The organism is Rhodanobacter sp. OK091, assembly GCF_900142825.1.
Classification (GTDB): Bacteria; Pseudomonadota; Gammaproteobacteria; order Xanthomonadales; family Rhodanobacteraceae; genus Rhodanobacter.
In genome coordinates this window covers 307,831-330,714 of sequence record NZ_FRCH01000003.1, presented here as the reverse complement: position 1 = coordinate 330,714, position 22,884 = coordinate 307,831, and the positions used below count along the sequence as shown (strand labels likewise).

The 22,884-nt window shown below is 63.8% G+C and carries 27 protein-coding genes; 10 read left to right on the top strand and 17 right to left on the bottom strand.

Translation table 11 applies throughout. The annotated features are described in order from the left end of the window. Positions 1 to 61: 61 nt before the first annotated feature. Complete coding sequence (locus BUA26_RS16240) at positions 62 to 856, bottom strand: tRNA threonylcarbamoyladenosine dehydratase (RefSeq protein ID WP_072761898.1); 795 nt, start codon at positions 854 to 856, stop codon at positions 62 to 64. 144 nt (positions 857 to 1,000) lie between these two features. Here BUA26_RS16240 and BUA26_RS16235 point away from each other — a divergent pair, with 144 nt between their 5' ends. Both BUA26_RS16235 and BUA26_RS16230 read left to right on the top strand, forming a co-directional pair. After that, a complete protein-coding gene (locus tag BUA26_RS16235) occupies positions 1,001 to 1,390 on the top strand; it encodes a cytochrome c (protein WP_072761897.1) in 390 nt (129 codons plus the stop codon). Positions 1,391 to 1,521: 131 nt separating this feature from the next. Next, complete coding sequence (locus BUA26_RS16230) at positions 1,522 to 1,911, top strand: hypothetical protein (RefSeq protein ID WP_072761896.1); 390 nt, start codon at positions 1,522 to 1,524, stop codon at positions 1,909 to 1,911. A 42-nt stretch (positions 1,912 to 1,953) separates the two neighbouring features. Here BUA26_RS16230 and BUA26_RS16225 read toward each other — a convergent pair whose 3' ends face one another. The 6 genes from BUA26_RS16225 to BUA26_RS16200 form a co-directional block, all read right to left on the bottom strand. Further along, the gene (locus BUA26_RS16225) at positions 1,954 to 2,256 is read right to left on the bottom strand and encodes an Mpo1-like protein (protein ID WP_072761895.1); all 303 of its coding nucleotides are present in this window, start codon (positions 2,254 to 2,256) and stop codon (positions 1,954 to 1,956) included. Between the two features lie 47 nt (positions 2,257 to 2,303). Then, positions 2,304 to 3,182 carry a pirin family protein gene (locus BUA26_RS16220; protein ID WP_072761894.1) on the bottom strand — a complete coding sequence of 293 codons (879 nt, stop codon included), beginning with the start codon at positions 3,180 to 3,182 and terminating at the stop codon, positions 2,304 to 2,306. A 16-nt stretch (positions 3,183 to 3,198) separates the two neighbouring features. Then, on the bottom strand, positions 3,199 to 4,260 hold the full coding sequence (locus tag BUA26_RS16215; RefSeq protein ID WP_072761893.1) for an NADH:flavin oxidoreductase/NADH oxidase: 1,062 nt from the start codon (positions 4,258 to 4,260) through the stop codon (positions 3,199 to 3,201). A gap of 53 nt (positions 4,261 to 4,313) precedes the next feature. Continuing rightward, entirely contained in the window at positions 4,314 to 5,231 is a 918-nt protein-coding gene (locus tag BUA26_RS16210; RefSeq protein ID WP_072761892.1) for an alpha/beta hydrolase family protein, read from the bottom strand. A gap of 84 nt (positions 5,232 to 5,315) precedes the next feature. Then, a complete protein-coding gene (locus BUA26_RS16205) occupies positions 5,316 to 5,525 on the bottom strand; it encodes a cold-shock protein (protein ID WP_072761891.1) in 210 nt (69 codons plus the stop codon). Positions 5,526 to 5,782: 257 nt separating this feature from the next. After that, entirely contained in the window at positions 5,783 to 5,992 is a 210-nt protein-coding gene (locus BUA26_RS16200) for a cold-shock protein (protein WP_072761890.1), read from the bottom strand. Between the two features lie 362 nt (positions 5,993 to 6,354). On the opposite strand from BUA26_RS16200, the gene BUA26_RS16195 reads away from it, so the two are divergent. Then, entirely contained in the window at positions 6,355 to 6,828 is a 474-nt protein-coding gene (locus BUA26_RS16195; protein ID WP_072761889.1) for a hypothetical protein, read from the top strand. 45 nt (positions 6,829 to 6,873) lie between these two features. Here BUA26_RS16195 and BUA26_RS16190 read toward each other — a convergent pair whose 3' ends face one another. Continuing rightward, positions 6,874 to 8,109 carry a winged helix-turn-helix domain-containing protein gene (locus BUA26_RS16190; protein WP_072761888.1) on the bottom strand — a complete coding sequence of 412 codons (1,236 nt, stop codon included), beginning with the start codon at positions 8,107 to 8,109 and terminating at the stop codon, positions 6,874 to 6,876. Between the two features lie 518 nt (positions 8,110 to 8,627). Between BUA26_RS16190 and BUA26_RS20765 the strand changes: the two genes are divergently transcribed. Together BUA26_RS20765 and BUA26_RS16180 are read left to right on the top strand one after the other, a co-directional pair. Continuing rightward, the gene (locus tag BUA26_RS20765) at positions 8,628 to 8,825 is read left to right on the top strand and encodes a hypothetical protein (protein ID WP_255368400.1); all 198 of its coding nucleotides are present in this window, start codon (positions 8,628 to 8,630) and stop codon (positions 8,823 to 8,825) included. 137 nt (positions 8,826 to 8,962) lie between these two features. Continuing rightward, entirely contained in the window at positions 8,963 to 10,054 is a 1,092-nt protein-coding gene (locus BUA26_RS16180) for a phospholipase A (RefSeq protein WP_072761886.1), read from the top strand. 10 nt (positions 10,055 to 10,064) lie between these two features. Here BUA26_RS16180 and BUA26_RS16175 read toward each other — a convergent pair whose 3' ends face one another. The 3 genes from BUA26_RS16175 to BUA26_RS16165 all read right to left on the bottom strand — a co-directional run bounded on the left by BUA26_RS16175 (position 10,065) and on the right by BUA26_RS16165 (position 12,343). Next, a complete protein-coding gene (locus tag BUA26_RS16175) occupies positions 10,065 to 11,249 on the bottom strand; it encodes an FAD-dependent oxidoreductase (RefSeq protein ID WP_143154307.1) in 1,185 nt (394 codons plus the stop codon). Between the two features lie 10 nt (positions 11,250 to 11,259). Then, positions 11,260 to 11,742 (bottom strand): FKBP-type peptidyl-prolyl cis-trans isomerase, encoded by a 483-nt coding sequence (locus BUA26_RS16170; RefSeq protein ID WP_072761885.1) that lies wholly within the window; start codon positions 11,740 to 11,742, stop codon positions 11,260 to 11,262. 115 nt (positions 11,743 to 11,857) lie between these two features. Then, entirely contained in the window at positions 11,858 to 12,343 is a 486-nt protein-coding gene (locus BUA26_RS16165) for a glutathione peroxidase (RefSeq protein ID WP_072761884.1), read from the bottom strand. Between the two features lie 100 nt (positions 12,344 to 12,443). Between BUA26_RS16165 and BUA26_RS16160 the strand changes: the two genes are divergently transcribed. From BUA26_RS16160 to BUA26_RS16150, 3 genes are all read left to right on the top strand, one after another. Beyond that, positions 12,444 to 13,454, top strand: coding sequence for a methionine ABC transporter ATP-binding protein (locus tag BUA26_RS16160; RefSeq protein ID WP_072761883.1), 1,011 nt, complete (start codon positions 12,444 to 12,446; stop codon positions 13,452 to 13,454). Further along, positions 13,451 to 14,128 carry a methionine ABC transporter permease gene (locus tag BUA26_RS16155; protein ID WP_072761882.1) on the top strand — a complete coding sequence of 226 codons (678 nt, stop codon included), beginning with the start codon at positions 13,451 to 13,453 and terminating at the stop codon, positions 14,126 to 14,128. The genes BUA26_RS16160 and BUA26_RS16155 overlap by 4 nt, the downstream gene beginning before the upstream one ends. 246 nt (positions 14,129 to 14,374) lie before the next feature. Then, complete coding sequence (locus tag BUA26_RS16150) at positions 14,375 to 15,166, top strand: MetQ/NlpA family ABC transporter substrate-binding protein (protein WP_072761881.1); 792 nt, start codon at positions 14,375 to 14,377, stop codon at positions 15,164 to 15,166. A gap of 30 nt (positions 15,167 to 15,196) precedes the next feature. Here BUA26_RS16150 and pncB read toward each other — a convergent pair whose 3' ends face one another. Next, positions 15,197 to 16,384 carry a nicotinate phosphoribosyltransferase gene (gene pncB, locus BUA26_RS16145; protein ID WP_072761880.1) on the bottom strand — a complete coding sequence of 396 codons (1,188 nt, stop codon included), beginning with the start codon at positions 16,382 to 16,384 and terminating at the stop codon, positions 15,197 to 15,199. 361 nt (positions 16,385 to 16,745) lie between these two features. On the opposite strand from pncB, the gene BUA26_RS16140 reads away from it, so the two are divergent. Continuing rightward, positions 16,746 to 17,570: a c-type cytochrome gene (locus BUA26_RS16140; protein ID WP_072761879.1), complete on the top strand. Its 825-nt coding sequence runs from the start codon at positions 16,746 to 16,748 to the stop codon at positions 17,568 to 17,570. 46 nt (positions 17,571 to 17,616) lie between these two features. Here BUA26_RS16140 and BUA26_RS16135 read toward each other — a convergent pair whose 3' ends face one another. From BUA26_RS16135 to BUA26_RS16120, 4 genes are all read right to left on the bottom strand, one after another. Continuing rightward, the gene (locus BUA26_RS16135; protein WP_072761878.1) at positions 17,617 to 18,627 is read right to left on the bottom strand and encodes an aminopeptidase; all 1,011 of its coding nucleotides are present in this window, start codon (positions 18,625 to 18,627) and stop codon (positions 17,617 to 17,619) included. Positions 18,628 to 18,731: 104 nt separating this feature from the next. After that, positions 18,732 to 19,130, bottom strand: a complete 399-nt coding sequence (locus BUA26_RS16130) for a hypothetical protein (RefSeq protein ID WP_072761877.1) — start codon at positions 19,128 to 19,130, stop codon at positions 18,732 to 18,734. 154 nt (positions 19,131 to 19,284) lie between these two features. Further along, on the bottom strand, positions 19,285 to 20,046 hold the full coding sequence (locus BUA26_RS16125) for a histone H1-like repetitive region-containing protein (RefSeq protein ID WP_255368391.1): 762 nt from the start codon (positions 20,044 to 20,046) through the stop codon (positions 19,285 to 19,287). 75 nt (positions 20,047 to 20,121) lie between these two features. Continuing rightward, positions 20,122 to 20,733 (bottom strand): rhomboid family intramembrane serine protease, encoded by a 612-nt coding sequence (locus tag BUA26_RS16120; RefSeq protein ID WP_072761996.1) that lies wholly within the window; start codon positions 20,731 to 20,733, stop codon positions 20,122 to 20,124. Positions 20,734 to 20,935: 202 nt separating this feature from the next. Here BUA26_RS16120 and BUA26_RS16115 point away from each other — a divergent pair, with 202 nt between their 5' ends. Further along, on the top strand, positions 20,936 to 21,820 hold the full coding sequence (locus tag BUA26_RS16115; protein ID WP_072761875.1) for a PhzF family phenazine biosynthesis protein: 885 nt from the start codon (positions 20,936 to 20,938) through the stop codon (positions 21,818 to 21,820). 115 nt (positions 21,821 to 21,935) lie between these two features. Here the strand turns inward: BUA26_RS16115 and BUA26_RS16110 are convergent, their stop codons facing one another. After that, on the bottom strand, positions 21,936 to 22,820 hold the full coding sequence (locus BUA26_RS16110) for an NAD(P)-dependent oxidoreductase (protein WP_072761995.1): 885 nt from the start codon (positions 22,818 to 22,820) through the stop codon (positions 21,936 to 21,938). Positions 22,821 to 22,884: the final 64 nt, after the last annotated feature.

The following is a 22,884-nucleotide window of genomic DNA, read 5'->3' as shown; positions in this document are numbered from 1 at the left end:
GTGGAGAGGAGTGAGAAATGAGTAGAAGCTCGCTTTCTCTCTTTATCTCTCTCCTCTTCACTCACTTCTCGCCCTTCCCCAGCAGCTTCTCCAGCACCTTGCCCACCGCCGCGAAGGCGAATGCCCCGGTGACATGCGTGGCCGCACCAAGCCCGCCGCCGCAGGCGAGATTCAACGCGTCACCACCCGGCGGACGATTGCCGCACACCGTGCCGTCCGGCTGCGGGTATTGCACGTTCTGCAGCGAGTACACCGCCGACACGCCGAAGTAGCGATCGGGATTGCGCGGAAAGTTGAAGTCGGTGCGGAGCTTTTTGCGGATCAGGCTGAACATCGCGTCGTGTTCGGTGCGCGACAGATCGCGCACCCGGATCTGGGTGGAGTCGGTACGCCCGCCGGCCGATCCCACGCTGACGATGGGCAGTTTGCGCCGGCGGCACCAGGCGATCGTCTCCAGCTTCACGCGGAATGCGTCGCAAGCGTCGAGCACGACGTCGTAGCCGCGGTCGAGCAGTTCGTCCAGTGTCGATGGGGTGAGGAAGCGCTCGATCGCTTCCAGCCGGATCGTCGGATTGATCGCATGCGCGCGCGCCGCGATCACGCCTACCTTGGGCTTGCCGTATTCGCCGTCCAGCGCATGCAGCTGGCGGTTGGTGTTGGACACGCAGACCTCGTCGGCGTCGATCAGGGTGAGCCGGCCCACACCGCTGCGCGCCAGCGCCTCGGCGGCCCATGAGCCGACGCCGCCGATGCCGATCACGCAGACATGTGCCTGCGCCAGCGTAGCCACGCTGCCGTTGCCGTAGAGACGTTCGACGCCGGCAAAGCGCTCGGCCGGAAATGCCAGCTCGCTCATGCCGGCATGCTGCCGACGGGGAGCTTGATCGTGTTCGTGAGTATCACTGGCTTGGCCTGCTGCGGTGTGGCGGTCATTTTATCGTGCGCGGCATCGACGCGGGTTATTCTTGCGGTTCTCTTCGTCTGCCATGGAACCGAACCGATGCGCGTTGCTCTCATGATCTTGCTGGGACTGGTGGTTGGCGTGCTCGGCACAGCTCAAGTCATGAACGTGCTGGCTGCACGCAATCCGATGCCGAAGGCGGTGATGGAGACGATGGGCTACCACATGGGCGAACTGAGCCACGCGTTGAAGGCCAAGCAGTGCGACGCCGCAAAGATCCAGCATCACCTGGAGCGCGTGCAGTCCACTGCCACCGATATCGTGCCGGTGTTCGGGATCGGCGAAAAGTCGTTTACCGACAAGGCGGGTGAGTTGCAGACCCACCTGCAGCAGGCCGTGCAAGCGGCGCCTGCGGACTGCGCGGCACTGGCCGCGGCGGTCAAGCCCATCGGCGAAACCTGCAAGAGCTGCCATCAGCAATACCGCTGAAGCAACTGATACGCACACCGCAGAACCCGCCATTTCGGCGGGGAAAAACGCCATTTTCTGTGCCCTGCGCACGAGCCAAGCCGGGCTATGCTCGCCTCATTCCGCCCATCCGGCGTCCATGAGGATCACCCATGCGAGCGACCTTGCTGATCGTGCTGGGACTGGCCATCGGCATCATCAGCGCAGCCTTCGCAACCAGCGTGTTCCGGTCGCGCAACCCGCTGCCCAAGGCGTTGATGAACGTGATGGAATATCACATCGACGGGCTCAAGCAGTCCGTCGCTTCCGGTCAGTGCGAAGCCGGTGCGAGCCGCCTCAAACTGCAGCAGATGTCCATGGCCTCGATCGATGTGGCGCCGGCCTTCGCAGGCGCCGATCCGGATTTTCTGCACCTCGCGGGCAGACTGCGCGGCGTACTGGCGGATGCCGCACAGGCGTCGCCGGCCGACTGCCACGCGCTCGACGCCACCATCAAGCCGGTGCTGCAGGCCTGCCACGACTGCCATCGGAAATACGATTAAGGCTCGAGGGAGCCTCGCCGTTAGCGGTTTTTTCGAGATTCCCTAGAACTTGATCTTCCCGCTCAGCACCTGCCAATACATCACCCAGTCACCCATCAGGCTGTACAGCGGATGGCGGAACGTCGCGGGGCGATTCTTCTCGTAGACGTAATGCCCGACCCAGGCAAAGCCGTAGCCCGCGACCGGCGCCAACCACAGCCAGCGCGGCTCGCCGCTGACGATCGCCAGCAGCACTATCAGGATCACCAGTGTGCTGCCGATGAAATGCAGCCGCCGGCACATGCGGTTGCGGTGCTCGCCGAGGTAGTACGGATAGAACTCATGGAAACGGGTGAATTCGGACATGCGAACCTCCAGATGAAGCCGCTGCAACCAGCTCGGTGCGCAGAAGATCAGCGCTCCGGCAACGGAATGAACTCGACCTCGTCACCGGGGACCTTGCCGAAACGCTGCTCCCGCCATTCCGCCTTGGCCTGCTCGATGCGCTCGCGTGTGCTGGCGACGAAGTTCCACCACAGATGGCGCTCGCCATCCAGCGGCGCGCCGCCGAACAGCATCACTCGGCTCTCCGCGCGCGCGCGCAACGATGGCGCCGAGGATCCGGCCTGCACCGCCATCTGGGTGGCACCGACGTCCAGCGCGCCCCAGCTGACCGCACCTTCGACGACATGCACGCCGCGTTCGGCGTGCTCCTGCGGCAGCGCGAGTTCGGCACCAGCGGCCAAACGCGCTTCCAGAAAAAACATCGGCGCGAACACCTTCACCGGCGAGTGCTCGCCGTAGGCACTGCCGGCGATCAGCACGGCCTCGACACCGGGCTGACGTATCTGCGGCAACGCGGCGCGGTCGTGGTGATGAAATTCCGGCTCCACCTCGGCATCGGCCTGCGGCAGCGCCACCCAGACCTGGATGCCGTGAAGCTGCTGTCCGCTCTGGCGCTCTTCCGGCGGCGTGCGTTCCGAATGCACGATGCCGCGGCCGGCCGTCATCCAATTCACTTCGCCGGGATAGATGTCGGCCAGACTGCCCAGGCTGTCGCGATGACGGATCGCACCATCGAACAGCCAGGTCACCGTGGCCAGGCCGATATGCGGATGCGGTCGCACGTCCATGCCTTTGCCGGCAGTGAACTGGGCGGGCCCGATATGATCGAAGAACACGAACGGACCGACGTGGCGTACCTGCAGCACGGGCAGCATGCGTCGAACCATGAAGCCATCGCCGAGATCGTGCACGCGAGCGTCGGCAATCAGTGTGGGGGTGATTTCCATCAAGCTCTCCTTCGGCTCACCAGGCACGCTGATACTGCACCGGCGCGGTGATCTGCGCATCAAGCAACTGCGCTGCACGGCGCGGGAAATACGGATCGCGCAGACTTTCGCGAGCCATCAGCACGACATCGGCTTCGCCGTTGGCGACTATCGCGGCGGCCTGCTCGACTTCGGTGATCAGACCCACCGCACCGGTGGCGATGCCGGCTTCGCGCCGGATGCGCGCGGCGAACGGCACCTGGTAGCCCGGCCCCAGCGGAATCTTCACGTGCGGCAGCAGGCCGCCGCTGGAGACGTCGATCAGATCCACGCCGAGGGACTTCACTTCTTCCGCCAGCCGCACGCTCTGTTCGATGTCCCAGCCACCCGCATCGGCCCAGTCCGTGGCCGAGATGCGCAGCCACAGCGGCAGCTCGGCCGGCCATACCTCGCGTACGGCGACGATGATTTCGCGCACGATGCGGCTGCGATTCTCGAAACTGCCGCCGTAGTTGTCGCTGCGCTGGTTGCTCAGTGGCGACAGGAACTGGTGCAGCAGGTAGCCGTGTGCCGCATGCAGCTCGATCAACTCGAAGCCGGCCGCCAGCGACCGCTGCGCGGCGGCACGGAAGTCCGCCACCACCGCGCGGATCCCGGCTTCGTCCAGCGCCTGCGGTACGTTCCAACCCTTATCGAACGGCAATGCCGACGGCGCCACGGTCAGCCAGTCGCCGTGCCCGGCCGGCACCGGGCCATGGCCTTGCCACGGCCGCAGCGTGCTGGCCTTGCGCCCGGCGTGGGCCAATTGAATACCGGGGACCGCACCCTCCGCCTTGATGAAGCGGGCGATCGGTCGCCACGCTTCCAGCTGGGCCTGATTCCACAGGCCAGTGTCCTGCGGCGAAATGCGTCCCTGCGCCGACACCGCGGTGGCTTCGGCGATCACCACCGCCGCGCCACCGACGGCGCGGCTGCCCAGATGCACCATATGCCAGTCATTCGGCATGCCGTCGCTGGCCGAGTACTGGCACATCGGCGACACCACCAAGCGATTGCGCAAGCCGAGGCTGCGCTGGGCGAACGATTCAAACAGATTCATCTGTACATTCCAGCAGGGACAGCCCATCCAGATGCAGGCGGATGTCCCTGGAATCAAGCGACCGTGCCGGCGTGTGCGGTGACCACGGCATCTTGCGCCACGAGCCAGCGGGCGATGCGGGCAGCGATAGGGGCAGGCGTTTTCATCCAGCCAAAATGATCGGCCGGACCGCCCAGATCCTGCGGCGTGATCACGTCCACGCTGCGTTCGCCTGGCCCCAGCTTGCCCAGTAGCCAGTCCAGCGACGCCTGCGGTGCGAGCCAGTCGTCACGCAGGCGCAATGCCAGCAACGGCAGTTGCAGTAACGCCAGTTGCTGTTCGAAATCCTGGGGCATGCCGGCCGCCGCGTAGCGGCCGGTGCGCCCCGTGCGCGACCAGTCGGCAATCACGCCACGGGCCTCGTTGCCGCCAAAGCCGATCCGGCGGCCGGGCAGATAACCCAGCAGACCGGCCAGCCATGGTGCCAACACGTAAGCCGCACCGATCAGCCAGCGATGCCGGAACCGGCGCCAGTACGGCGCGCCGCTGGCCACCAGCAGCAGTCCGGCAAATTCGGCCGGATGCAGGCTGGCGTATAGCGAACCCAGTTGACCGCCCAGACTGTGCCCGCCCAGCCAGCAGGTTGCCTGCGGCCAGCGTGCGCGCAACACCGCCAACCCGGCGGGAAGGTCGTCCTGCAGCAGTTCGCGATAACCCCAGTCGCAGGCACGGCCGGCGCGCCGATTGCTGGATCCGATGCCGCGCCACTCGTGCACGGCCACCGCCACTCCGTGCGCCGCCAGCGCCTCGGCGAGCGGCAGATAATGCCGGGCCGGTATACCCATGGCGGGAATCCAATACAACAATCGACGCCAGTCGCCGGTGGGCTGCGCGCACAGCAATTCGGAACGGGAACCGTCGGCAACCGCAACCGGAATCACCACCGGTTGAATTCCTGCGGCAATGACATTTTCAGCAGAATGATCGGACATTCCGACAGGCTAGCGAATTGACGCGGCCACTACAAAAAAAGGCCGGCATATGCCGGCCTCTTCAAACAGGTTCCGCCACCGCAATCAAACGGGCGTGACGTCCTCAGCCTGCAAGCCCTTCTGGCCGTCGACGACCTTGAAGCTCACCTTCTGCCCTTCCTGCAGGCTTTTGAAACCCGAACCCGTGATGGCGCGGAAATGTACAAACACGTCAGGGCCATTATCACGGCTGATGAAGCCGAAACCCTTGGCGTCGTTGAACCACTTGACTGTACCTACTTCACGATCCGACATGACTCACTCCGATCCATTACCAGACGCTGAGACAAACCGGCCCCAATGGGCCGACGGTTTACTGAGCATGCAGGGGCGGGTGCAACGGCGGATTCAGGAAACCCTTACGGGGCACGCACGTAGCCAAGCAGACACAGTGGGCCAAGCATAACGGATTTCATGCCCGCAAGTGATTTGTCAAGCAGATTGTCATGGCCATTATCCGGGCAAGATAAAATCGGGCGACGCCGCCCGATTTTCCTTACAAAACGTGACGATCAGGCGGGGGTCACTTCGTCGGCCTGCAAGCCTTTCTGGCCTTGCACCACCTTGAAGGAGACCTGCTGGCCTTCCTGCAGGCTCTTGAAGCCGCCACCGGTAATCGCCCGAAAGTGCACAAAAACGTCCGGGCCATTGTCACGGGCAATGAAACCAAAGCCTTTGGCGTCGTTGAACCACTTGACGGTGCCAAGCTGACGATCAGACATATTTAATCACTCCACTGGGTTTATAGACCCGGTCCGCACCATGCGGCGGACCGGCTTACTGGCGTGCAAGGAAACAACCCTGGGGGTGAACGATGAGGCAGATCGCGGATCGGCTGCATCGGGTCACAAACTATGCTGACCCCGGCAAACTCAGTGGGCGGATCATAACGACAGAATGGAACCGAAGCGAGATCACGGAACCGGACATTGAAACGGGTCGATTCGCTCGATTTTGTCGATCGGGCGGTAAATTCAGATTTCCTTTACCTCAAACCTTGTTTAGTGTGGATAAATTCCACGATCCACTACCGGTATGCCCTTTTGGCCGCCGGCAAGGTCGCCAAGCTTGAGGAGTGCCGATAATGCCTATCCTGACCCGTCTGACCCTGGCTGCCATGGTCGGTGGTCTGTTGCTGACTGGTTGTGCCGAGCAAAAGGCCACCCGCACGACGACCACATCGACCGCCGAAACCTCATCCACTACCACCTCGAATGCCGCCGCCGGCGGCAAGACGACCCAGCGCCGGACCGTGAACGCCAAAGGCCATATCACCGTCACGGACGTCAACCTGCCCGACCACACCGGCATTCCCGCTTGCGACGATTATCTGTCCAGCTATCTCGCCTGCCATCGTGCAGCGGCCATTTATGCGCCGGATCAATTGCAGTCGCGTTACGATGCGATGCGCACCAGTCTGTTGCGCGACTCGGAGAATCCCGATATCCGGCCACAACTGGCGGCACGCTGCAATTCGCTGGCCAGCCAATTGCACGAGGCCCTGCACGGCAAGTCGTGCGCAGAGGCTCCCGCCACGAACAGCAGCGGCACCCCCTGATCCCAGGTACGCTTTGGGAATGGTCCGATCAATGGTCGCCGTCGCTCACTGATCCTTCAAGGCGGCGCGCAATGCCTTCGCCACCATCACCGGCTGGGTGCGGCCCAGCCGGATTTCCGGTGTGCCGTGCCAGCGGGCCGTGTCGACAATCGCCTTGGCCACCGCCTGCACCAGCGCCGGCGCGGGTGTCACGCCGGGTTCCAGGAACAAGGCCTTGATCTCGAAGACGCTGTCGCTGCGATGGGCCTTCGCGTCGAGCCGACCGATCAATTGGCCACGATGCAGGATCGGCAGCACGAAGTAGCCGTAGCGGCGCTTCGCCGCCGGTGTGTAGCACTCGATGGTGTACTCGAAATCGAACATCGCCAGTGTCCGCGCGCGATCCCATACCAGCGGATCGAACGGCGACAGCAACGCCGTATGCGTGGCGCGCAAGCGGCCCTGCCGCGCCTTGTCCAGCGCATCGCGGTGGTCACGGTGCACGTACCCCGGCGTGGCCCAGCCCTGCACCGGCACCGCCAGCAGTTCGCCGCTGGCCAGCAGCGGCGCCAGTTCGCGGTCGGTGACCTTCGGCTTCAGGCGAAAATAGTCGGCGATCCAGCCGGCCGGCGTCACGCCCAGCGCACGTACGCTGTCGATGATGAAGCGTCGCCGAAGGTCCGCCGCCGAGAATGCTTCGGCCGCGGGATCGAACGGTGGATCGAGCCGCGCCAGTACACGTTCGGCGAGGTCGTATACGCGCTGGAAGTTCTCGCGTCGCGCCACCATCAGCTCGCCCAGTGCGAACCATGCCTCCAGCCAGCGCTTCTCCGGCTTCCATTCCCACCAGCCCGGCTTGGCCACGCCGTCCTTGCGCACAAAGTCCGCCGCGCGCACCGGACCGGATTCGCGAATGCCTGCCAGCAGCGCATCCATGTCGGTGCGTTGTTCGCGATGCATGCGTGCCGCGTGCCGCTGCGCCCAATGATGCATGCGTTGATCGTGTCCGCCGCGATGCCATGCCACATCGGCGGCGCTGATGAAGCATGCCTCGTGCGCCCAGCATTCGGCCAGCCGACCTTGGGCCAGGGCCTCGTCCAGCCAGCTCATCGGGTAGTCGCCCAGCCGTGCATGCAGTACCAGATACGGGCTTCGCGCCACCACATGGATGGTGTCGATCTGCAGCAGGCGCATGCGCTCGATCATCGCCACGACATCGCTGCGCCGCGGGCGCCGCCGCAACGGCTGTAGCAGGCCTTGTGCGGCCAGTTGCAGCAGACGCGCCTGCGCCTGGCTCAACACCCTGCCATCACCTGAAGCTGGGCTCAACGACACGGCAGCTTCACGGCGTCGTGACCAAGATATTGAGCCGGCATTTACAAAGTCCCTGTTAGCGTGACCCCGAGTTGGGCACCGGCAACGGGGGTCCCGCCCGATGGATTGCGGATATCCGCACAACCTCACGCTATATATTCTGGCATGGAGTCTCGATCATGAAATCTCGCAAGCCACTGTTGTCCGCTCTTGCTACCGGCGCTTTTCTGCTCAGCGGTACGCTGATCGCCCAGAACGCACCGCCACCCCCGCAACCCCCGCCTAGCGGACAGGATGTAGCCCCCGCTCCGCCGCCTCCGCCGACCGGGCAGGATATGCCTATGCCTCCGGCCCCGCCGCCCGCGCCGGGCGGACAGAATATGCCGCCCGCCCCGGCGACCTCGACGCCACCCGCGCCCTCTGCCCAACCGATGCCCCCTCCTGCAGGGACGCCAACTAGCGATCAGGGTCAGGCGACGTCCCAGTCAGCGCAGGGTCAAGTGGTCGTGCGGAGCGTTCCGCCACCGGCGCCTACGATCGGCCCGGCGCCTCCGTTCGAACAGCTGTCCGGCGGCAAGAAGTCGATTTCGGAGGAACAAGCCGCCGCCTATCCACCGCTGGCCAACGATTTCATCCACGCCGACACCAACCGCGACGGTCACATCAGCAAGACCGAATACACCAACTGGACCAAGCAACCCTGACGGTCATCACCCGATCGAGCCGACCATGATCGCATCATGGCCGGCTCTCTTTTTGCCGGTCCCGGCCATGCTGTCCCGCCTCAGTTGCGGTGCATGACCTAGACTCCCGCCTCGATCGCCCGGGAACCCTGCTCTTGATGAAGCCTCATTCCGCTGTCCTGCCGCTGGCACTCATCGCCAGTCTGCTTTCCCCACCCAGCCACGCGCAGAATCCAGACCCTACCGATATCCGCGCCTGCACCGCGATCGAGAGCGACGCGCAAAGGCTTGCCTGCTACGACCATGCGACGGGACGGGTGAATCTGCCTGCCGCGCAGAAACGGGTGAACACGGCGACGGCCGCGCCGAACATTTTCAGCCGTGACCGCAAGGACACGACGGCCGCGGTGGAAACCAACAGCGAAGTGGCGCGACCGCTCTCGCTGCTCGACAGCCGCTGGGAACTGTCGCCCGAGAGCAAGCTCGGCACCTTCAACATCCGTGGCTACCAGCCGGTGTATGTGTTGCCGGTGTTCGCCACCAGCGACCAGAACAAGCAGCCGCACAGCCCCAACCGCGACAACACGGTGGCGCACAGCGAGCAGTTGGACAACGCCGAGATGAAATTCCAGCTCAGCCTGAAAACCAAGGTGTGGCAGGGGGTATTCGGCGATGCCGGCGACGTGTGGGTCGGCTACACCCAGTCCTCGCGCTGGCAGGTCTACAACACAAAGCAGTCGCGACCGTTCCGTGAAACCAATTACGAGCCCGAGGCGATGCTGGTGTTCAACACCGACTATCACCTGCTCGGCTGGGATGGCCGCTTGCTTGGCGTCGGCTTCGACCATCAGTCCAACGGGCGCGGCAACCCGCAATCGCGCGGCTGGAACCGGGTGATCGCAAACATCGGTTTCGAACGCAACGGCTGGACGGTGATGATTCGGCCATGGTGGCGCATACCCGAAGCGCGCATCACCGACGACAATCCCGACATCAGCGACTATGTGGGACGGGGCGAGATCCAGATCGTCCACGAATGGCGCGGCCAGGAGTTCGGCATGATGCTGCGCGACTCGTTCCGCGGCGGCAGCCGCCAGCACGGCGCCGCCAAATTCAGCTGGAGCTTCCCGATCGCGGGCAATCTGCGCGGCTATGCGGAAGTGTTCAAGGGCTACGGCGAAAGCCTGATCGACTACAACCACAACGCCACCTATGCCGGCGTGGGTATCTCGCTGCTCGACTGGTATTGAGCCCTACGGCTCAGCGCAACCAACTGGTTTTCATGCCGGCCAGGATCTTCAGCATCTGCCCCCTGGCCAACGGCATCCGGCCGAGCGGCCCGAAGGTGATGTCGCGCAATCGGGCCAGGCCATCGCGTTCGGACTGAAACAGCGGCGTCAGCCAGCGGCTGAGCCGCTGGTACACCGCCACGTGGTGCCGACGCGCGCGCGGATACAGTTGGAGTGCTGCCTCGATATCGTCGCTGGCGGCCAGTGCGTCGGCCAAAGCATGAGCATCCAGGAGTGCCATGTTTACACCCTGCCCCAGTTGAGGACTCATCGCATGTGCAGCGTCGCCGATGAATACCGTGCGTCCCTGCACCGGCGTGCGCAATACCACGTCACGATAGCGTGCCCGCTGCAATTGCTGAGGCACGCCAATCGACGCAAGCAGCGGTAACGCTTCAGGCCACAATACCGTTACGCGCTCGCGCAAACGCACCAGCGCCGCGTCATCGAACGCATCTATCTGTTCGCCAGGCAGGCTGAAATAAAAAGTGAGCCAGCGACCATCGCGATCGGGCCGCCGCCCTACCGGCAACAGTCCGATCATCTCGCGGGTGCCGCCGTAGCGTTGCTGAAGTACGTCGTGATACGGCCACTTCTCTGCCGGCAGCAGGCACCATATCGCACCCCACGGATAGGTCCGCTGGCGGCGCACCAGCTGCGGCACCGATGCGCGCAGCCGCGAATGTGCGCCATCCGCAGCCACGATCAGGTCGAACGGGCCATATCGCTCACCGGCACTATCGCGAAGGTGTCGACCATCCGCATCGATGGTTTCGATGCACGCCCCCGTACGGATCTGGGCGGAATCCGCATAAGCATCCCGCAACAGAGTGAAGAGGCTGCCGCGCGTCAGCCCAAGGCCGAAGCAATCGGCAGCGTGATCGGCGTAACGCATGTCCATCACACAATGACCGCTCACATTGCAGCCGTGCAGCCGCTCGATGCGCTGCCCCTGCGCCAAGGCCTGCTCATGCAGGCCGAGCCGGGCCAGCACACTCAGTCCGGTCGGCTGCAGCAGGAAGCCTGCGCCGACCGGACCAGGCGCCGCAGCCTGTTCGAACACAGTCAACCGATGGCCTTGCTCTGCCAGAAACAGCGATGCCGCCTGACCGGCGGCACCGTAGCCCACAATCGCAATATGCCAGCGTCCATGCATGGCGTAGACGTCAGTGGTGATGGCCGCCCGCGCCGTGCACGTGACCGTGTGCCAGCTCTTCTTCCGTGGCGGCGCGCAGATCGGTTATTTCGATCGCGAAATGCAAGGTCTTGCCGGCCAACGGGTGATTGCCGTCGATGAATACCTTGTCGTTTTCGACCTTGGTCACAGTGACGTTGATCTCACCCTGCGGGCCACGGCCCTGGAACTGCATGCCGGGCTGGATGTCCGTCACGCCCTGAAAGGCCTCGCGCGGCACTTCCTGCATCAGCTCGGCGTGATGCACGCCGTAACCCTCTTCGGGGCTTACGTCGGCGATGAATTTGTCGCCGACCGCACGGCCTTCCATCTGCTTTTCCAGGCCCGGCACGATCTGGCCACTGCCGTGCAGATAGGTCAACGGCTCGCGGCCTTCGGAACTGTCGATGACCTGGCCCTCGTCATCGGTCAGCGTGTAATGGAAGGCAGCAACGGAATTCTGGGCAATCTGCATGTGGATCTCGCGAATAGGTTCAAGTCCGCCGGCCAGGTGCCGACACGAACGCGCAAGGTTACCAGAACACGGCAAAACGCCTCCGGGCGCGGCGGAGTTGGCGATCGCCTACCCCTCAACCGCCCAACCGCACCAGCGTGTCCTTGCCGATCTTCTCCGGCGTATCGGTGGAGGCGTAGCGCTTCACCACCTGGCCGTCCGCGTCGACCAGGAACTTGGTGAAGTTCCACTTGATCGACTCGCTGCCCAGGATGCCCTTGCCCTCGCTCTTCAGCCACTTGTAAAGCGGATCGGCCTGTTCGCCGTTCACCTCGATCTTGGCGAACATCGGGAAAGTCACGTCGTATTGCGTGCTGCAGAACGTCTTGATCTCGATCTCATCGCCCGGCTCCTGATGGCCGAACTGGTCGCACGGAAAGCCCAGCACCACCAGCCCACGATCGCGCTGATCCTGCCACAACGTCTCCAGCCCCTTGTATTGCGGGGTGAAACCGCACTTGGACGCAACGTTGACGATCAGCAGGGTCTTGCCGCGCCATTCGGCGAGCGAGCGCTGATTGCCGTCGATATCGCGGGCGCTGAAATCGTAGACACTGGACATGGCCGGACTCCCTCTGATTGGATCAATCAGGCAGTCTACGCCATTGCGCGTGACGCCCGTGGCATAGAATGGCGCTCCCAGCCGCAGGCCAAGGTCCGTCGTGATCCGCTTTGTCGATGTCCACAAGTCCTACCGTGTCGACGGCAGGGACATTCCCGCGCTGCAACCCTTCAGCCTCGAGATTGCCGATGGCGAGGTGTTCGGCATCATCGGTCTGTCCGGCGCCGGTAAATCGACGCTTATACGGCTGATCAACCTGCTCGAACGGCCCAGCGGCGGCAGCATCTTCATCAATGACGTCGAGATGACCGCGCTGGCCGAACCGGCGCTGCGCGCGCAGCGGCGCAAAATCGGCATGATCTTCCAGCACTTCAACCTGCTCGCATCGCAAACCGTGGCGGACAACGTCGCGTTCCCGATGCGGCTGGCGGGCGAACGCGACCCGGCCGTCCTGCGTGCCCGTGTCGACGAACTGCTGGCAAGGGTCGGGCTCACTGCGCACGCCAACAAGTATCCGTCGCAGCTTTCCGGCGGCCAGAAGCAACGCGTCGGCATTGCCCGCGCGCTGGCCAACCGGCCCTCGATCCTGCTGTGCGACGAGGCCACCAGCGCACTCGACCCGCAGACCACTGCCTCGGTGCTCGATCTGCTGGCCGAGATCAACCGCGAACTGAAGCTCACCATCGTGCTGATCACCCACGAGATGGACGTGGTACGGCGCGTCTGCGATCGAGTGGCGGTACTGGATGCCGGCGTGATCGTGGAGCGTGGCGCGGTGGCCGATGTGTTCCTGCATCCGCAACACGCCACCACCAAGCGCTTCGTCAACGAGGCATTACCCGAGGAAGCGGCGAGCGAACTGGCGCCGTTCGCGCAGGTACCTGGACGCATCCTGCGGTTGAGCTTCCGCGGCGATACCACGTTGACCCCGGCACTGGGTCGGGTCGCGCGCGAGACCGGCATCGACTTCAATATCCTCGCCGGCCGCATCGACCGCATCAAGGACCTGCCTTATGGCCAGCTCACCCTGGCGATGCAAGGCGCCGGCGTGGATACCGCCCTGGTGGCGCTGCGCGAGGCCGGCATCGAGATCGAGGAGTTGAGCCGATGAACATGCTGCAAACGCTGTTTCCCAACATCGACGACTGGGGCGAGATCGGCCACGCCTGTATCGACACCTTGCTGATGCTTGGCGGCTCGCTGCTGCTCACCATCCTGATCGGCCTGCCGCTGGGCGTGCTGCTGTACCTCACCGGCAAGGGCCAGCTGCGTCCGATGCCCAAGCTCTATGCGGTCACCTCGCTGCTGGTGAACATCCTGCGCTCGGTGCCATTCATCATCTTGATGATCGTGTTGATGCCGGTGACGTATTTCCTGGTCGGCACCAAGCTCGGCATCCGCGGTGCGATTCCGCCGCTGGTGATCGGCGCCGCGCCGTTCTTCGCACGGCTGGTGGAAACCGCGCTGCGTGAAGTGCAGCAGGGCGTGATCGAGGCCAGCCAGGCGATGGGCGCCAGCTTGTGGCAGATCGTGCGCCATGTGCTGCTGCCCGAGGCTCGCGGCGGCCTGTTCGCCGGCGTCACGGTCACCGCAATCGCCCTGGTCGGCTACACCGCCATGGGCGGCGCGATCGGCTCCGGTGGCCTCGGCGACCTCGCCTATCGCTACGGCTACCTCAGCTACAAGTCCGACTACATGCTGGTCACCGTGGCGCTATTGATCGTTCTGGTGCAGCTGCTGCAGATGATCGGCGATCGCATCGTGACTCGTTATAAGCGAAGCTGATTTGGTTATTTGCGTTCGGCGGTGTCCGCGGCCAACCTTTGTTGGCCGTATATGAGAAATCGCCGCCATGAGTTTGCTGCTTGCCGCTGTCGCCTCCGTCCTGGCCCTGCTCCTGCTGGCAGGCTATGCCGCACCGAAAGCGTGAGGCATTGCTGGCAACGCCTGTCCCATCAGGTTGAGCCCATCGGTTTGTGTTTGGCGGTATAGACGGCTTATCATTGTGCACCGCACAAGCGAATATTCATCATGAGACTGCTGTTTGCCGCCACAGCCCTGACCCTGCTCTTGCTCACGGGCTGTTCCGCGCCGAAGGAGGATGGCCAGACGCTTCGCGTGGCTGCCACCGCGATTCCGCATGCCGAAATCCTCAAGCAGGCCAAGCCTCTGCTGGCGAAGGAAGGCGTGGATCTGCAGATCAAAGTGTTCGCCGACTACGTGCAGCCGAACACGCAACTGGTCGAGAAGAACATCGACCTGAACTATTTCCAGACCAAGCCCTTCCTGGACACGTTCAACCGAGAGCACAGCGCCCATCTCGTCACCATTACCGGTGTGCACATCGAGCCGTTCGGTGCGTATTCGCACAAATTCAAAAGCATCGATCAGCTGCCCGACGGCGCCAGCGTGACCATCCCGAACGATGCCAGCAACGGCGGCCGCGCGCTGCTGCTGTTGGCGAAGCACGGCCTGATTACGCTGAAAGACCCGAACAACGAGCTGTCCACGCCGAAGGACATCGCGGCGAACCCGAAGCATCTGCAGTTCCGCGAACTGGAGGCCGCGATGCTGCCGCGTACGCTGGACGAGGTGGACCTGGCGTTGATCAATACCAACTACGCGCTGGCGGCCGGCCTGAACCCCACCAAGGACGCACTGCTGATCGAAGACGGCAACTCGCCCTACGTGAACTATCTGGTCGGCCGCCTCGACAACCAGAACGACCCGCGCGTGCAGAAGCTGTCCAAGGTGCTGAACGGCCCGGAGATCAAGGCATTCATCGAGCAGAAGTACCGCGGCGCCGTGTTGCCGGCTTTCTGAGCGCCGCTGGCTTCCCAGAGAACGAACGAACTAAAGCCCCTGCGTCGCAGGTATCTGGAATACCTGGCGCAGATAGGCCACGTACGCCGTGTCCTCGCACATGTTCTTGCCCGCCGAGTCGCTGAGCTTGGCCACCGGCTGGCCGTTGCAGCGGATCATCTTGATCACGATCTGCAGCGGCGTCGGCCCCACATCGTTCGTCAGGTTGGTGCCGACACCGAACGCAAGCTGGCAGCGGTCGCGGAAATAGGCATACAGCTGCATCACCTTCGGAATATCGAGGCCGTCGCTGAACACCAGCACCTTGCTGCGCGGATCGACCCGGTTCGCGCGGTAATGCGCCAGCACCTTGTCGCCCCACGCGAACGGGTCACCGGAATCGTGGCGGGTACCGTCGAACAGCTTGCAGAAGTACATGTCGAAATCGCGCAGGAACGCGTCGAGTCCGTAGACATCGGACAAGGCGATGCCGAGATCGCCACGGTATTCCTTCGCCCATGCTTCCAGCGCCGCCACCTGCGAATCGCGCAGGCGCGGGCCGAGCGCCTGATGCGCTTGCAGGTATTCGTGCGCCAGCGTGCCCAGTGGAGTCAGGTTGAGCTGGCGTGCCAGCCATACATTGCTGGTGCCGGCCAGCTGTGCGCCCAGTCCGTCACGCAGCTCGGTTACCACTTCGCGCTGCCACACCCGTGAGTAGCGCCGGCGCGTACCGTAATCGGCGATCTTGCAGCCGGCGTAATCCGGCGCATCGCGCAACAACGCCATCTTCGCCTGCAGCCGCCGCCTGCCTTCGGCCAGATCGAGACCGGTGCTGGTATGGCGGAAATACACTTCGTTGATGATGGCCAGCAGCGGCACTTCGAACAGGATCGTATGCAGCCAAGGCCCGCGGATGCGGATCTCGATCTCGCCGTTGCCCGCCGCGGCCGGTGCGATCTCGACGTACTTCTCATTGAGCTGGAACAGCCCCAGGAAATCGACGAAGTCGCTCTTGATGAAGCGCCAGCCGCGCAGATAGTCCAGTTCGTCCGCTGCGAAGCGCAGCTGGCACAGCGCGGCCAGTTCGGCGCGGATCTCCTCGATGTACGGCACCAGATCGATGCCCGGGTTGCGGCACTTGAAGCGGTACTCGACCTGGGCGGCCGGATACTGGTGCAGCACCACCTGCATCATCGAGAATTTGTACAGGTCGGTATCGAGCAGCGAATCGATGATCATCAGTGGCCCAGGCGCGATAGTAGAGGTGCGCGTGAGCCATTATCCATGTCGAAGCGCATTCCACACGAACTGCTGACGGTTTCGCGCAAAAAAAAACTCCATCCGCCAGGGGAGGACGGATGGAGTTTGTCAGGTGGCCTCCAGGGGAGGTAAGGCCAGCCCCTCAGTGACACGATGTACTGTGCCACTTCCTGTCGCCATCACGGCGATACATGTGCTTAGTGTAGCCAGCGCGGCGTGAGTTCAACATGCAGGCTGTGATTTGTTCAGCTCTCCGACAGGCTCGCTGGACGATCACGGGAATGCACGTCATCGCCGCGGCGGCCCTTACAATTTATTTACGTCTTCGCCGGAACCCGCCATGAAGTTGCTCGTCCTTTACCTGCTCACGCTGTGCCTGATCTTCATGAGCATGATCCTGCCCGTGCAGGCCGCCGAGCTGAAGGTAGACCTCGGCCGCGGTGTCACCACTTACCGTACCGAAGCCCTGCTGAAACGCCACGACGTGCGCACGATCGACGTGCCCGGAGATGTCGCGTTCCATCGCACGATGCACTACCGCGCGGTGCCACTGACCGCACTGCTCGAGGGCATCGACACCAGCGATCACCTGCAGTTCGTCGCTGGCGATGGTTTTGCGGCCGAGATTCCCGCCGCATTGCTGTTGAACAAACAGGGCAGCGAAGCGTGGCTAGCGATCGAGGACCCGGCACAACCGTGGCCTGCGTTGGACAAGGGCCATGGCCACGCCGGGCCGTTCTACATCGTGTGGACCCAGCCGCAGGCCGCCCATGTGAATCCGGAACAATGGCCGTACCAGCTGGCAACGATCCGCAAGCTGGGTGGCGTGGCCGCGCGCTTCCCTGCGATCCTGCCCGATCCATCATTGCCTGCGAACAATCAGGTGCAGCGCGGCTTCGTGGTGTTCCAGCACACTTGTTTCGCCTGTCACACGCTCAACGGCGAGGGCGACGCGAGACTCGGACCGGACTTGAACCTCCCGCACAATCCCACCGAATATCTGCGTGCCGATCTGCTGCGCGCCTTCATCCGCAATCCGCAGTCATTGCGGCAATGGCCGCAGGCGAAGATGCAAGGATTCGACGCGAAGGCACTATCCGACGCCGATCTCGACGCCGTGCTCGCCTACCTGCGGCATATGGCCAAGCACAAGGCCGCCCATTGACGCCAGGCCAGCGGCTCAGCGGCGATTATCGGCCTTCGGAGTCATCTCACGGGTCAACCAGCGCCTGCAGCGATTTCTCGCGCTGTGCTTCCGGTTTGCGCGCCAGCTCGCGCACGCTGGCGTAAAACGCCGGCCATTGGCGTTCCGCTCGCTGGAACAGCACCGCGAACGCCGGCGTCCACTGTTCGTACAGGCCAAACGGCAGCAGCCGCGCGTTGTTGATCGGTTGCGCAACCCAGCTGTCGTAACGGTGATCTTGCGGCCAGCAGCGCTCGCGCCACTGCGAGTAGCGCGTACGGAACGCCTCGATCTCACGCTGCTTGCCGGCTGCCATTGCCGGCTCGTCCACGCCGCTGGCATAGAGCGTTTTCAGGCGTTCGCGCAAGTCCAGCACCAATCGGGTGAATCCGGCCTCCATCGTCTGCATGCGATCGTCCTGCGGCGGCAGGCCGCGTGACTGCCGCCACTCGCGCAAGCCCTCCGTCTGCACGAAGGTGGCGAAGGACTCGTTGAACGCCGTGTCGCCTTTCACGTAGATCAGCTGGTGCGCCAGCTCGTGGAAGATCGTGCCGTCCAGTTCGTCGTCGTCCCAGCGCAGCATGCTGGAGAGGATCGGGTCGGCGAACCAGCCCAGGGTGGAATACGCCGGCACGCCGCCGACCCAGACATCATCGCCACGCGCCTGCAGCCGCGCTGCATCTGTCTTGGCATCGACCTCGCTAAACCAGCCTCGGTAGGCTACGCATCCGGCGATCGGGAAACACTGCGGCACCGCCTTCACCGAATAGCGCGGTGCGGCAAACACATTCCACACTACGTAACGCCGATGCAGTTCGACGTAGCCGGTATAGCTGCGATTGTCCGGCAGCGCCAGTCGCTGCGAAGCGAACTGGCGTGCTTGCTGGGCCAGTTGCAAACGCGCGGCGAGCTTCGGATCGGTAGCTGGATCGCGCACCAGCTCATTCAGTGCGCGGCGGTGAACGATCAGCTCGCCCTGCCCGCGCGCCGCCTGCGCGTAGTAACGCAAGCTGCCGCACGCACACAGCACAAGGCCCATCGCCACGATGACGATGGGCCTTGGAAAGCGAATGCGCAAGGGCACGAAGCGGAATCGGGACATCCCGCGATTGTGCCCGAAGTGTCAGCGATACTCAGCGATGCTCAATGATGATCATCATGGCGGCGGGTATCGCCGCGACGACCACTCCCGCCGGACGATTGATGCCAACCATCGTGGCCTCGGTGGTCGCCACCGTGGTAGCCGCCACCATATCCGTGGTAACCGCCGTGGTAACCACCGCCGCCATAGTAGCGATAGCGCGGGCCACTGTAGTAGTCGATGCTCACGCCCGGCGCGTAGCAGCAGCCGTAATAGCCGCTACCGTAGTAATAATTGTCGTAGTAGCCCGGCGCCACATAGTAGGCGTTGCCACCGTAACCATAATAGGCGTCGCCGCTATAACCGCCGCCGCGCACGTAGCTGTAGCCCGGATCGTAATAGCAGCCTGACAACACCGCGGTGGCGGCGATCAGGGCAAAGCTGGCCAACAGGCGTTTCATGATCCGTCTCCACTGAGTGACGGTACTACGCTAGGACGCCGTGCTTGAACGCCTACTGAGCTTTCGGGGCATGGCCGACGGGCATTTACCTGCCAGCCATGTGGGATTGCCGAAGAGTCATCGTCCCAGGAGTGTTGTCGAGTGGAAGCGCCGATCAGTCCTTGCGCTTGCTCTGCTCGCCACGCTGTGGCGCCAGCACACGGCCACCGCCCGCGCCGCCTTCGGCCGATATCGGCGGATGCAACTCCGCGCCATTCGAGGCCGGATGCGCCTGATCGGCGTCCGGCCAGTTCGGCCCTTGCCGGACCCGCTCCTGCTTGGCTTCCAGCAACGCCTGGATCTTCGCTACCGCATCTTCCTGACTGATGTGCTGGATCGGCGCTTCCACCGGCATGACCGGTACGGGTTTGCGAACAGCGGACCTCGGACTGGCGGCAGCAGGCTTCCCGGACGGACGCTTGACGACGGCTTTGGGAGCCACCGGCCTGCTGGCTGCGGCCTTCTTCGCGACGGCTTTTTTCGTGGCAGTCTTCTTTGCGGCAACTTTCTTTGCCACAACCTTCTTGGCGACAGGCTTTTTGGTGACGGCCTTCTTCGCGGCAGGCTTCCCGGTCGCGGCCTTTTTCGCCACCACTTTCTTCGCAGCCGCCTTTTTCACCGCAGGCTTCTTCGCCGCGGGTTTGCGTACTGCCGCCTTCTTTGTCGCTGGTTTCCTGGCGGCGACCTTCTTCGCTGCCGCCTTGCGCGGCACCGTCTTGGTCGCGCTGCGTGGGGCTGCTTTCTGCGCAGACGTTTTCTTCTTGGCGGGTGCCTTCTTTGCCGCGGACTTCTTCGCAGCCGACTTGCGGGTCATAGCCATGCGTTCGTTCTCCTGCGGTGATCGATGGGACCGGACCAGTATGCGCGCATGCGCCACGGCAGGCACCCATCGCCGCAGGATTCATTCATCATCGGCGCATCGAAACGGCGGCCTCCGCCATGGACAGACGGCTCATCGCATGCCGGGATGCATCAGCGCGTCGAGAAAATGCGGCAATACCCGCTGGTTCACCAGCAGGGTGAAGACCACGCCGTACGCCGCACCCCACAGATGCGCGCTGTGGTTGATGTTGCCGTGCCCGCGCCGGTCCATGTAGATCGAGTAGCCGGTGTACAGCAAGGCATAGATGATCGCGGGAATGGGAATCGCGAAGAAGACGTTGATGGTTGCCCACGGCGCCAGCAGGATGAACGCGAACAGCACGGCCGATACTGCGCCGGAAGCGCCCAGGCTGCGGTAGTTCGGGTTGTCGCGATTCTTCAGATAGGTCGGCAGGATCGATACCACCAGGCCGCCGAGATAGAACAGCGCAAACCCGAAGATGCCCAGTGCCCGGGCGAAGAATCCTTCCATCGCCTGGCCGAAGAAATACAGCGTCAGCATGTTGACGAACAGATGCGAGAAGTCCGCGTGCACGACCCCGTAGGTCACCAGCCGGTGGTATTCGCGCTGACGGGTAATCGCCGGCGGCCATAGGATCAGGTCGTTCATCAACCGCATGTTCTTGAATGCCATGAACGAGACGATGCTGGTGATGGCGATGATGACCAGGGTAATAGGCATGAACATTTCCGGCGGCAGGTGCGCAAAGCTCGGCATCTTGGCGTGCCGGCTTGCGCTTGTCGACTTTCCACCTGCACCCCGCTGGCAATCGCTTATGTCCCGCCTACCGTGCTGATATTCCGAAAGATCACTGCCCAGAACACCATCACACCGCTATGATCAGGCGTTTTACGCGGCCGCTTGCCGCCCGACGGACCTATCGATGGCTTCGCTCCGTTACCTGCACCTGGACGTCTTTGCCGCCACTCTTGGCGGTGGCAATCATCTCGGCGTGGTGATCGGCGCGGATGGCTGGAGCGACCAGGCGATGCAGCGTTTCGCGCGCTGGACGGCGCTGGTCGAGACCACTTTCCTGCTGCCGCCGACCGACCCGAAAGCGAGCTATCGGGTGCGCATCTTCACCCCGTACAAGGAAATTCCGTTCGCCGGCCATCCCAGCATCGGCAGCGCCCATGCCGTGCTGGCCTGCGGACTGGCCGAAACGCGCGATGGCCTGCTGTGGCAGGAATGCGGCGCCGGCGTGCTGCCGATCCGCGTCGAAGGTAACGGCCCCGGCCGCGAGCTGCTGCTGCAGTCGCCCGGCGAACGCGTGCTGGACACCGGCCCCGCAGCGCATCCGCTGCTGCCGGCGGCACTCTCCGGCATCGAACTTGGCACATTGCCGCCGGCATTGGTCGACGGTGGCCGGCGCTGGTGGCTGGCCGAGGTCGCCGACGAAGCCAGCCTGCGGGCATGGCAGCCCGATCATGCAGCGATCGGTGCGCTGGCGCAGGCCAGCGACAGCATGGGGTTGTGCGCCTTCGCAAGAAGCGGCCATCCCGGCTATCAACTCGTCGTACGCGCGCTCCCATCTGGCGTCGGTATCGTCGAAGATCCCGCCTCCGGCGCCGCCAACGGCCTGATCGCCGCGTATATCGTGCATGCCGAACCGCACGGCACGCTGGCACGCGGTTATCAGGTCAGCCAGGGGCGCGAGATCGGCCATGATGCGCGGCTGATCGTGCGGATCGACGATACGTCGATCTGGGTTGGCGGACGCAGCCATACCGTAGTCGACGGTACGCTGGAGTGGGACCCGCAAGGCTGAGCGGCCGGTTCGCCCGACGACACCCGCCTCCATCTCGCCGTCGCAGGAGCGCACCCTGTGCGCGATCGCCGTTGACCAGGGTTCGGCCAACAGCTTTCGCGCACAAGGTGCGCTCCTACAGGGATTCGTCCAGGTGAGCGCGGCGCGCGGCCACCAACGCCAGCGCCGACCAGTCCAACTCCGCGTCACCGGCGGCCAGCGCCTCCAGCAAGCTGTCGCGCAACACGCCGGCGAACGGCAACGGCACCCGTGCCGCCGATCCCGCCGTCAATGCCAGCTCGACATCTTTCAGGCCCAGCGGCAGCGGGAATCCGGCAGGTTTGAAGCGCTGCTCGGCAATCAGCTTGCCGTAGCCCTGGTAAGCCGGCGCGGCGAACAGCGTATTCGTCATCACTTCGAGGAAATCCGCCGCGCTGACGCCGTGGGCGCGGGTGAGCGCGGTCGCCTCGGCCATGCTCTCGATCGCTGCCGCCAGCATGAAGTTGCCGGCGATCTTCGCCACGTTCGCGCGCTCCGGCGCGTCACCCAGCGGCCACAGCTTGCTGCCCATCGCCTCCAGCAACGGCCGCACTCTTTCGATGGCGGCTGGCTGGCCGGCGACAAGAATATTCAGCTTCGCCGCGGCCGCCATGTCCGGACGTCCGAACACCGGTGCAGCGACGTACTCCAGCCCCCGCTTCGCATGTTCCTCCGCCAGCTCTCGTGCCAGCGCCACCGAGATCGTTGCGTGATTTACATGCACCGTACCGGGATCCATCGCATCGAGCAGGCCGCCGTCGAGGAACACCTCGCGCACCGCCTGATCGTTCGCCAGCATGCTGCACAGCACCTCGCCCTGCGCGGCCCGATCGGCCGTGCGCGCCACCTTGGCGCCGAGCGAAGCCAATGGTTCGGTCGCAGCTTCGGAACGATTCCACACGGTCAGCGCATGGCCGGCCGCCAGCAGGTTGCTAGCCATCGCACTGCCCATCGATCCAAGGCCGATAAATCCGACTTTCATGCAGCTCTCCTCGTCGTCGACTGCCGCGCAGTGAAACATGCGACGTGTTCATGACGCGCGAAGC

What these genes read in the sequence shown, in the direction of transcription:
- BUA26_RS16175 (WP_143154307.1), bottom strand. Translation starts at nt 11,249, where the DNA reads ATGCATGGACGCTGGCATATTGCGATTGTGGGCTACGGTGCCGCCGGT.
- BUA26_RS16130 (WP_072761877.1), bottom strand. Translation starts at nt 19,130, where the DNA reads ATGAAACGCCTGTTGGCCAGCTTTGCCCTGATCGCCGCCACCGCGGTG.
- pncB (WP_072761880.1), bottom strand. Translation starts at nt 16,384, where the DNA reads ATGATCATCGATTCGCTGCTCGATACCGACCTGTACAAATTCTCGATG.
- BUA26_RS16155 (WP_072761882.1), top strand. Translation starts at nt 13,451, where the DNA reads ATGAACATGCTGCAAACGCTGTTTCCCAACATCGACGACTGGGGCGAG.
- BUA26_RS16110 (WP_072761995.1), bottom strand. Translation starts at nt 22,820, where the DNA reads ATGAAAGTCGGATTTATCGGCCTTGGATCGATGGGCAGTGCGATGGCT.
- BUA26_RS16120 (WP_072761996.1), bottom strand. Translation starts at nt 20,733, where the DNA reads ATGCCTATTACCCTGGTCATCATCGCCATCACCAGCATCGTCTCGTTC.
- BUA26_RS16220 (WP_072761894.1), bottom strand. Translation starts at nt 3,182, where the DNA reads ATGGAAATCACCCCCACACTGATTGCCGACGCTCGCGTGCACGATCTC.
- BUA26_RS16140 (WP_072761879.1), top strand. Translation starts at nt 16,746, where the DNA reads ATGAAGTTGCTCGTCCTTTACCTGCTCACGCTGTGCCTGATCTTCATG.
- BUA26_RS16215 (WP_072761893.1), bottom strand. Translation starts at nt 4,260, where the DNA reads ATGAATCTGTTTGAATCGTTCGCCCAGCGCAGCCTCGGCTTGCGCAAT.
- BUA26_RS16135 (WP_072761878.1), bottom strand. Translation starts at nt 18,627, where the DNA reads ATGGGCCTTGTGCTGTGTGCGTGCGGCAGCTTGCGTTACTACGCGCAG.
- BUA26_RS16210 (WP_072761892.1), bottom strand. Translation starts at nt 5,231, where the DNA reads ATGTCCGATCATTCTGCTGAAAATGTCATTGCCGCAGGAATTCAACCG.
- BUA26_RS16235 (WP_072761897.1), top strand. Translation starts at nt 1,001, where the DNA reads ATGCGCGTTGCTCTCATGATCTTGCTGGGACTGGTGGTTGGCGTGCTC.
- BUA26_RS16165 (WP_072761884.1), bottom strand. Translation starts at nt 12,343, where the DNA reads ATGTCCAGTGTCTACGATTTCAGCGCCCGCGATATCGACGGCAATCAG.
- BUA26_RS16225 (WP_072761895.1), bottom strand. Translation starts at nt 2,256, where the DNA reads ATGTCCGAATTCACCCGTTTCCATGAGTTCTATCCGTACTACCTCGGC.
- BUA26_RS16240 (WP_072761898.1), bottom strand. Translation starts at nt 856, where the DNA reads ATGAGCGAGCTGGCATTTCCGGCCGAGCGCTTTGCCGGCGTCGAACGT.
- BUA26_RS16195 (WP_072761889.1), top strand. Translation starts at nt 6,355, where the DNA reads ATGCCTATCCTGACCCGTCTGACCCTGGCTGCCATGGTCGGTGGTCTG.
- BUA26_RS16150 (WP_072761881.1), top strand. Translation starts at nt 14,375, where the DNA reads ATGAGACTGCTGTTTGCCGCCACAGCCCTGACCCTGCTCTTGCTCACG.
- BUA26_RS16200 (WP_072761890.1), bottom strand. Translation starts at nt 5,992, where the DNA reads ATGTCTGATCGTCAGCTTGGCACCGTCAAGTGGTTCAACGACGCCAAA.
- BUA26_RS16205 (WP_072761891.1), bottom strand. Translation starts at nt 5,525, where the DNA reads ATGTCGGATCGTGAAGTAGGTACAGTCAAGTGGTTCAACGACGCCAAG.
- BUA26_RS16180 (WP_072761886.1), top strand. Translation starts at nt 8,963, where the DNA reads ATGAAGCCTCATTCCGCTGTCCTGCCGCTGGCACTCATCGCCAGTCTG.
- BUA26_RS16230 (WP_072761896.1), top strand. Translation starts at nt 1,522, where the DNA reads ATGCGAGCGACCTTGCTGATCGTGCTGGGACTGGCCATCGGCATCATC.
- BUA26_RS16170 (WP_072761885.1), bottom strand. Translation starts at nt 11,742, where the DNA reads ATGCAGATTGCCCAGAATTCCGTTGCTGCCTTCCATTACACGCTGACC.
- BUA26_RS16115 (WP_072761875.1), top strand. Translation starts at nt 20,936, where the DNA reads ATGGCTTCGCTCCGTTACCTGCACCTGGACGTCTTTGCCGCCACTCTT.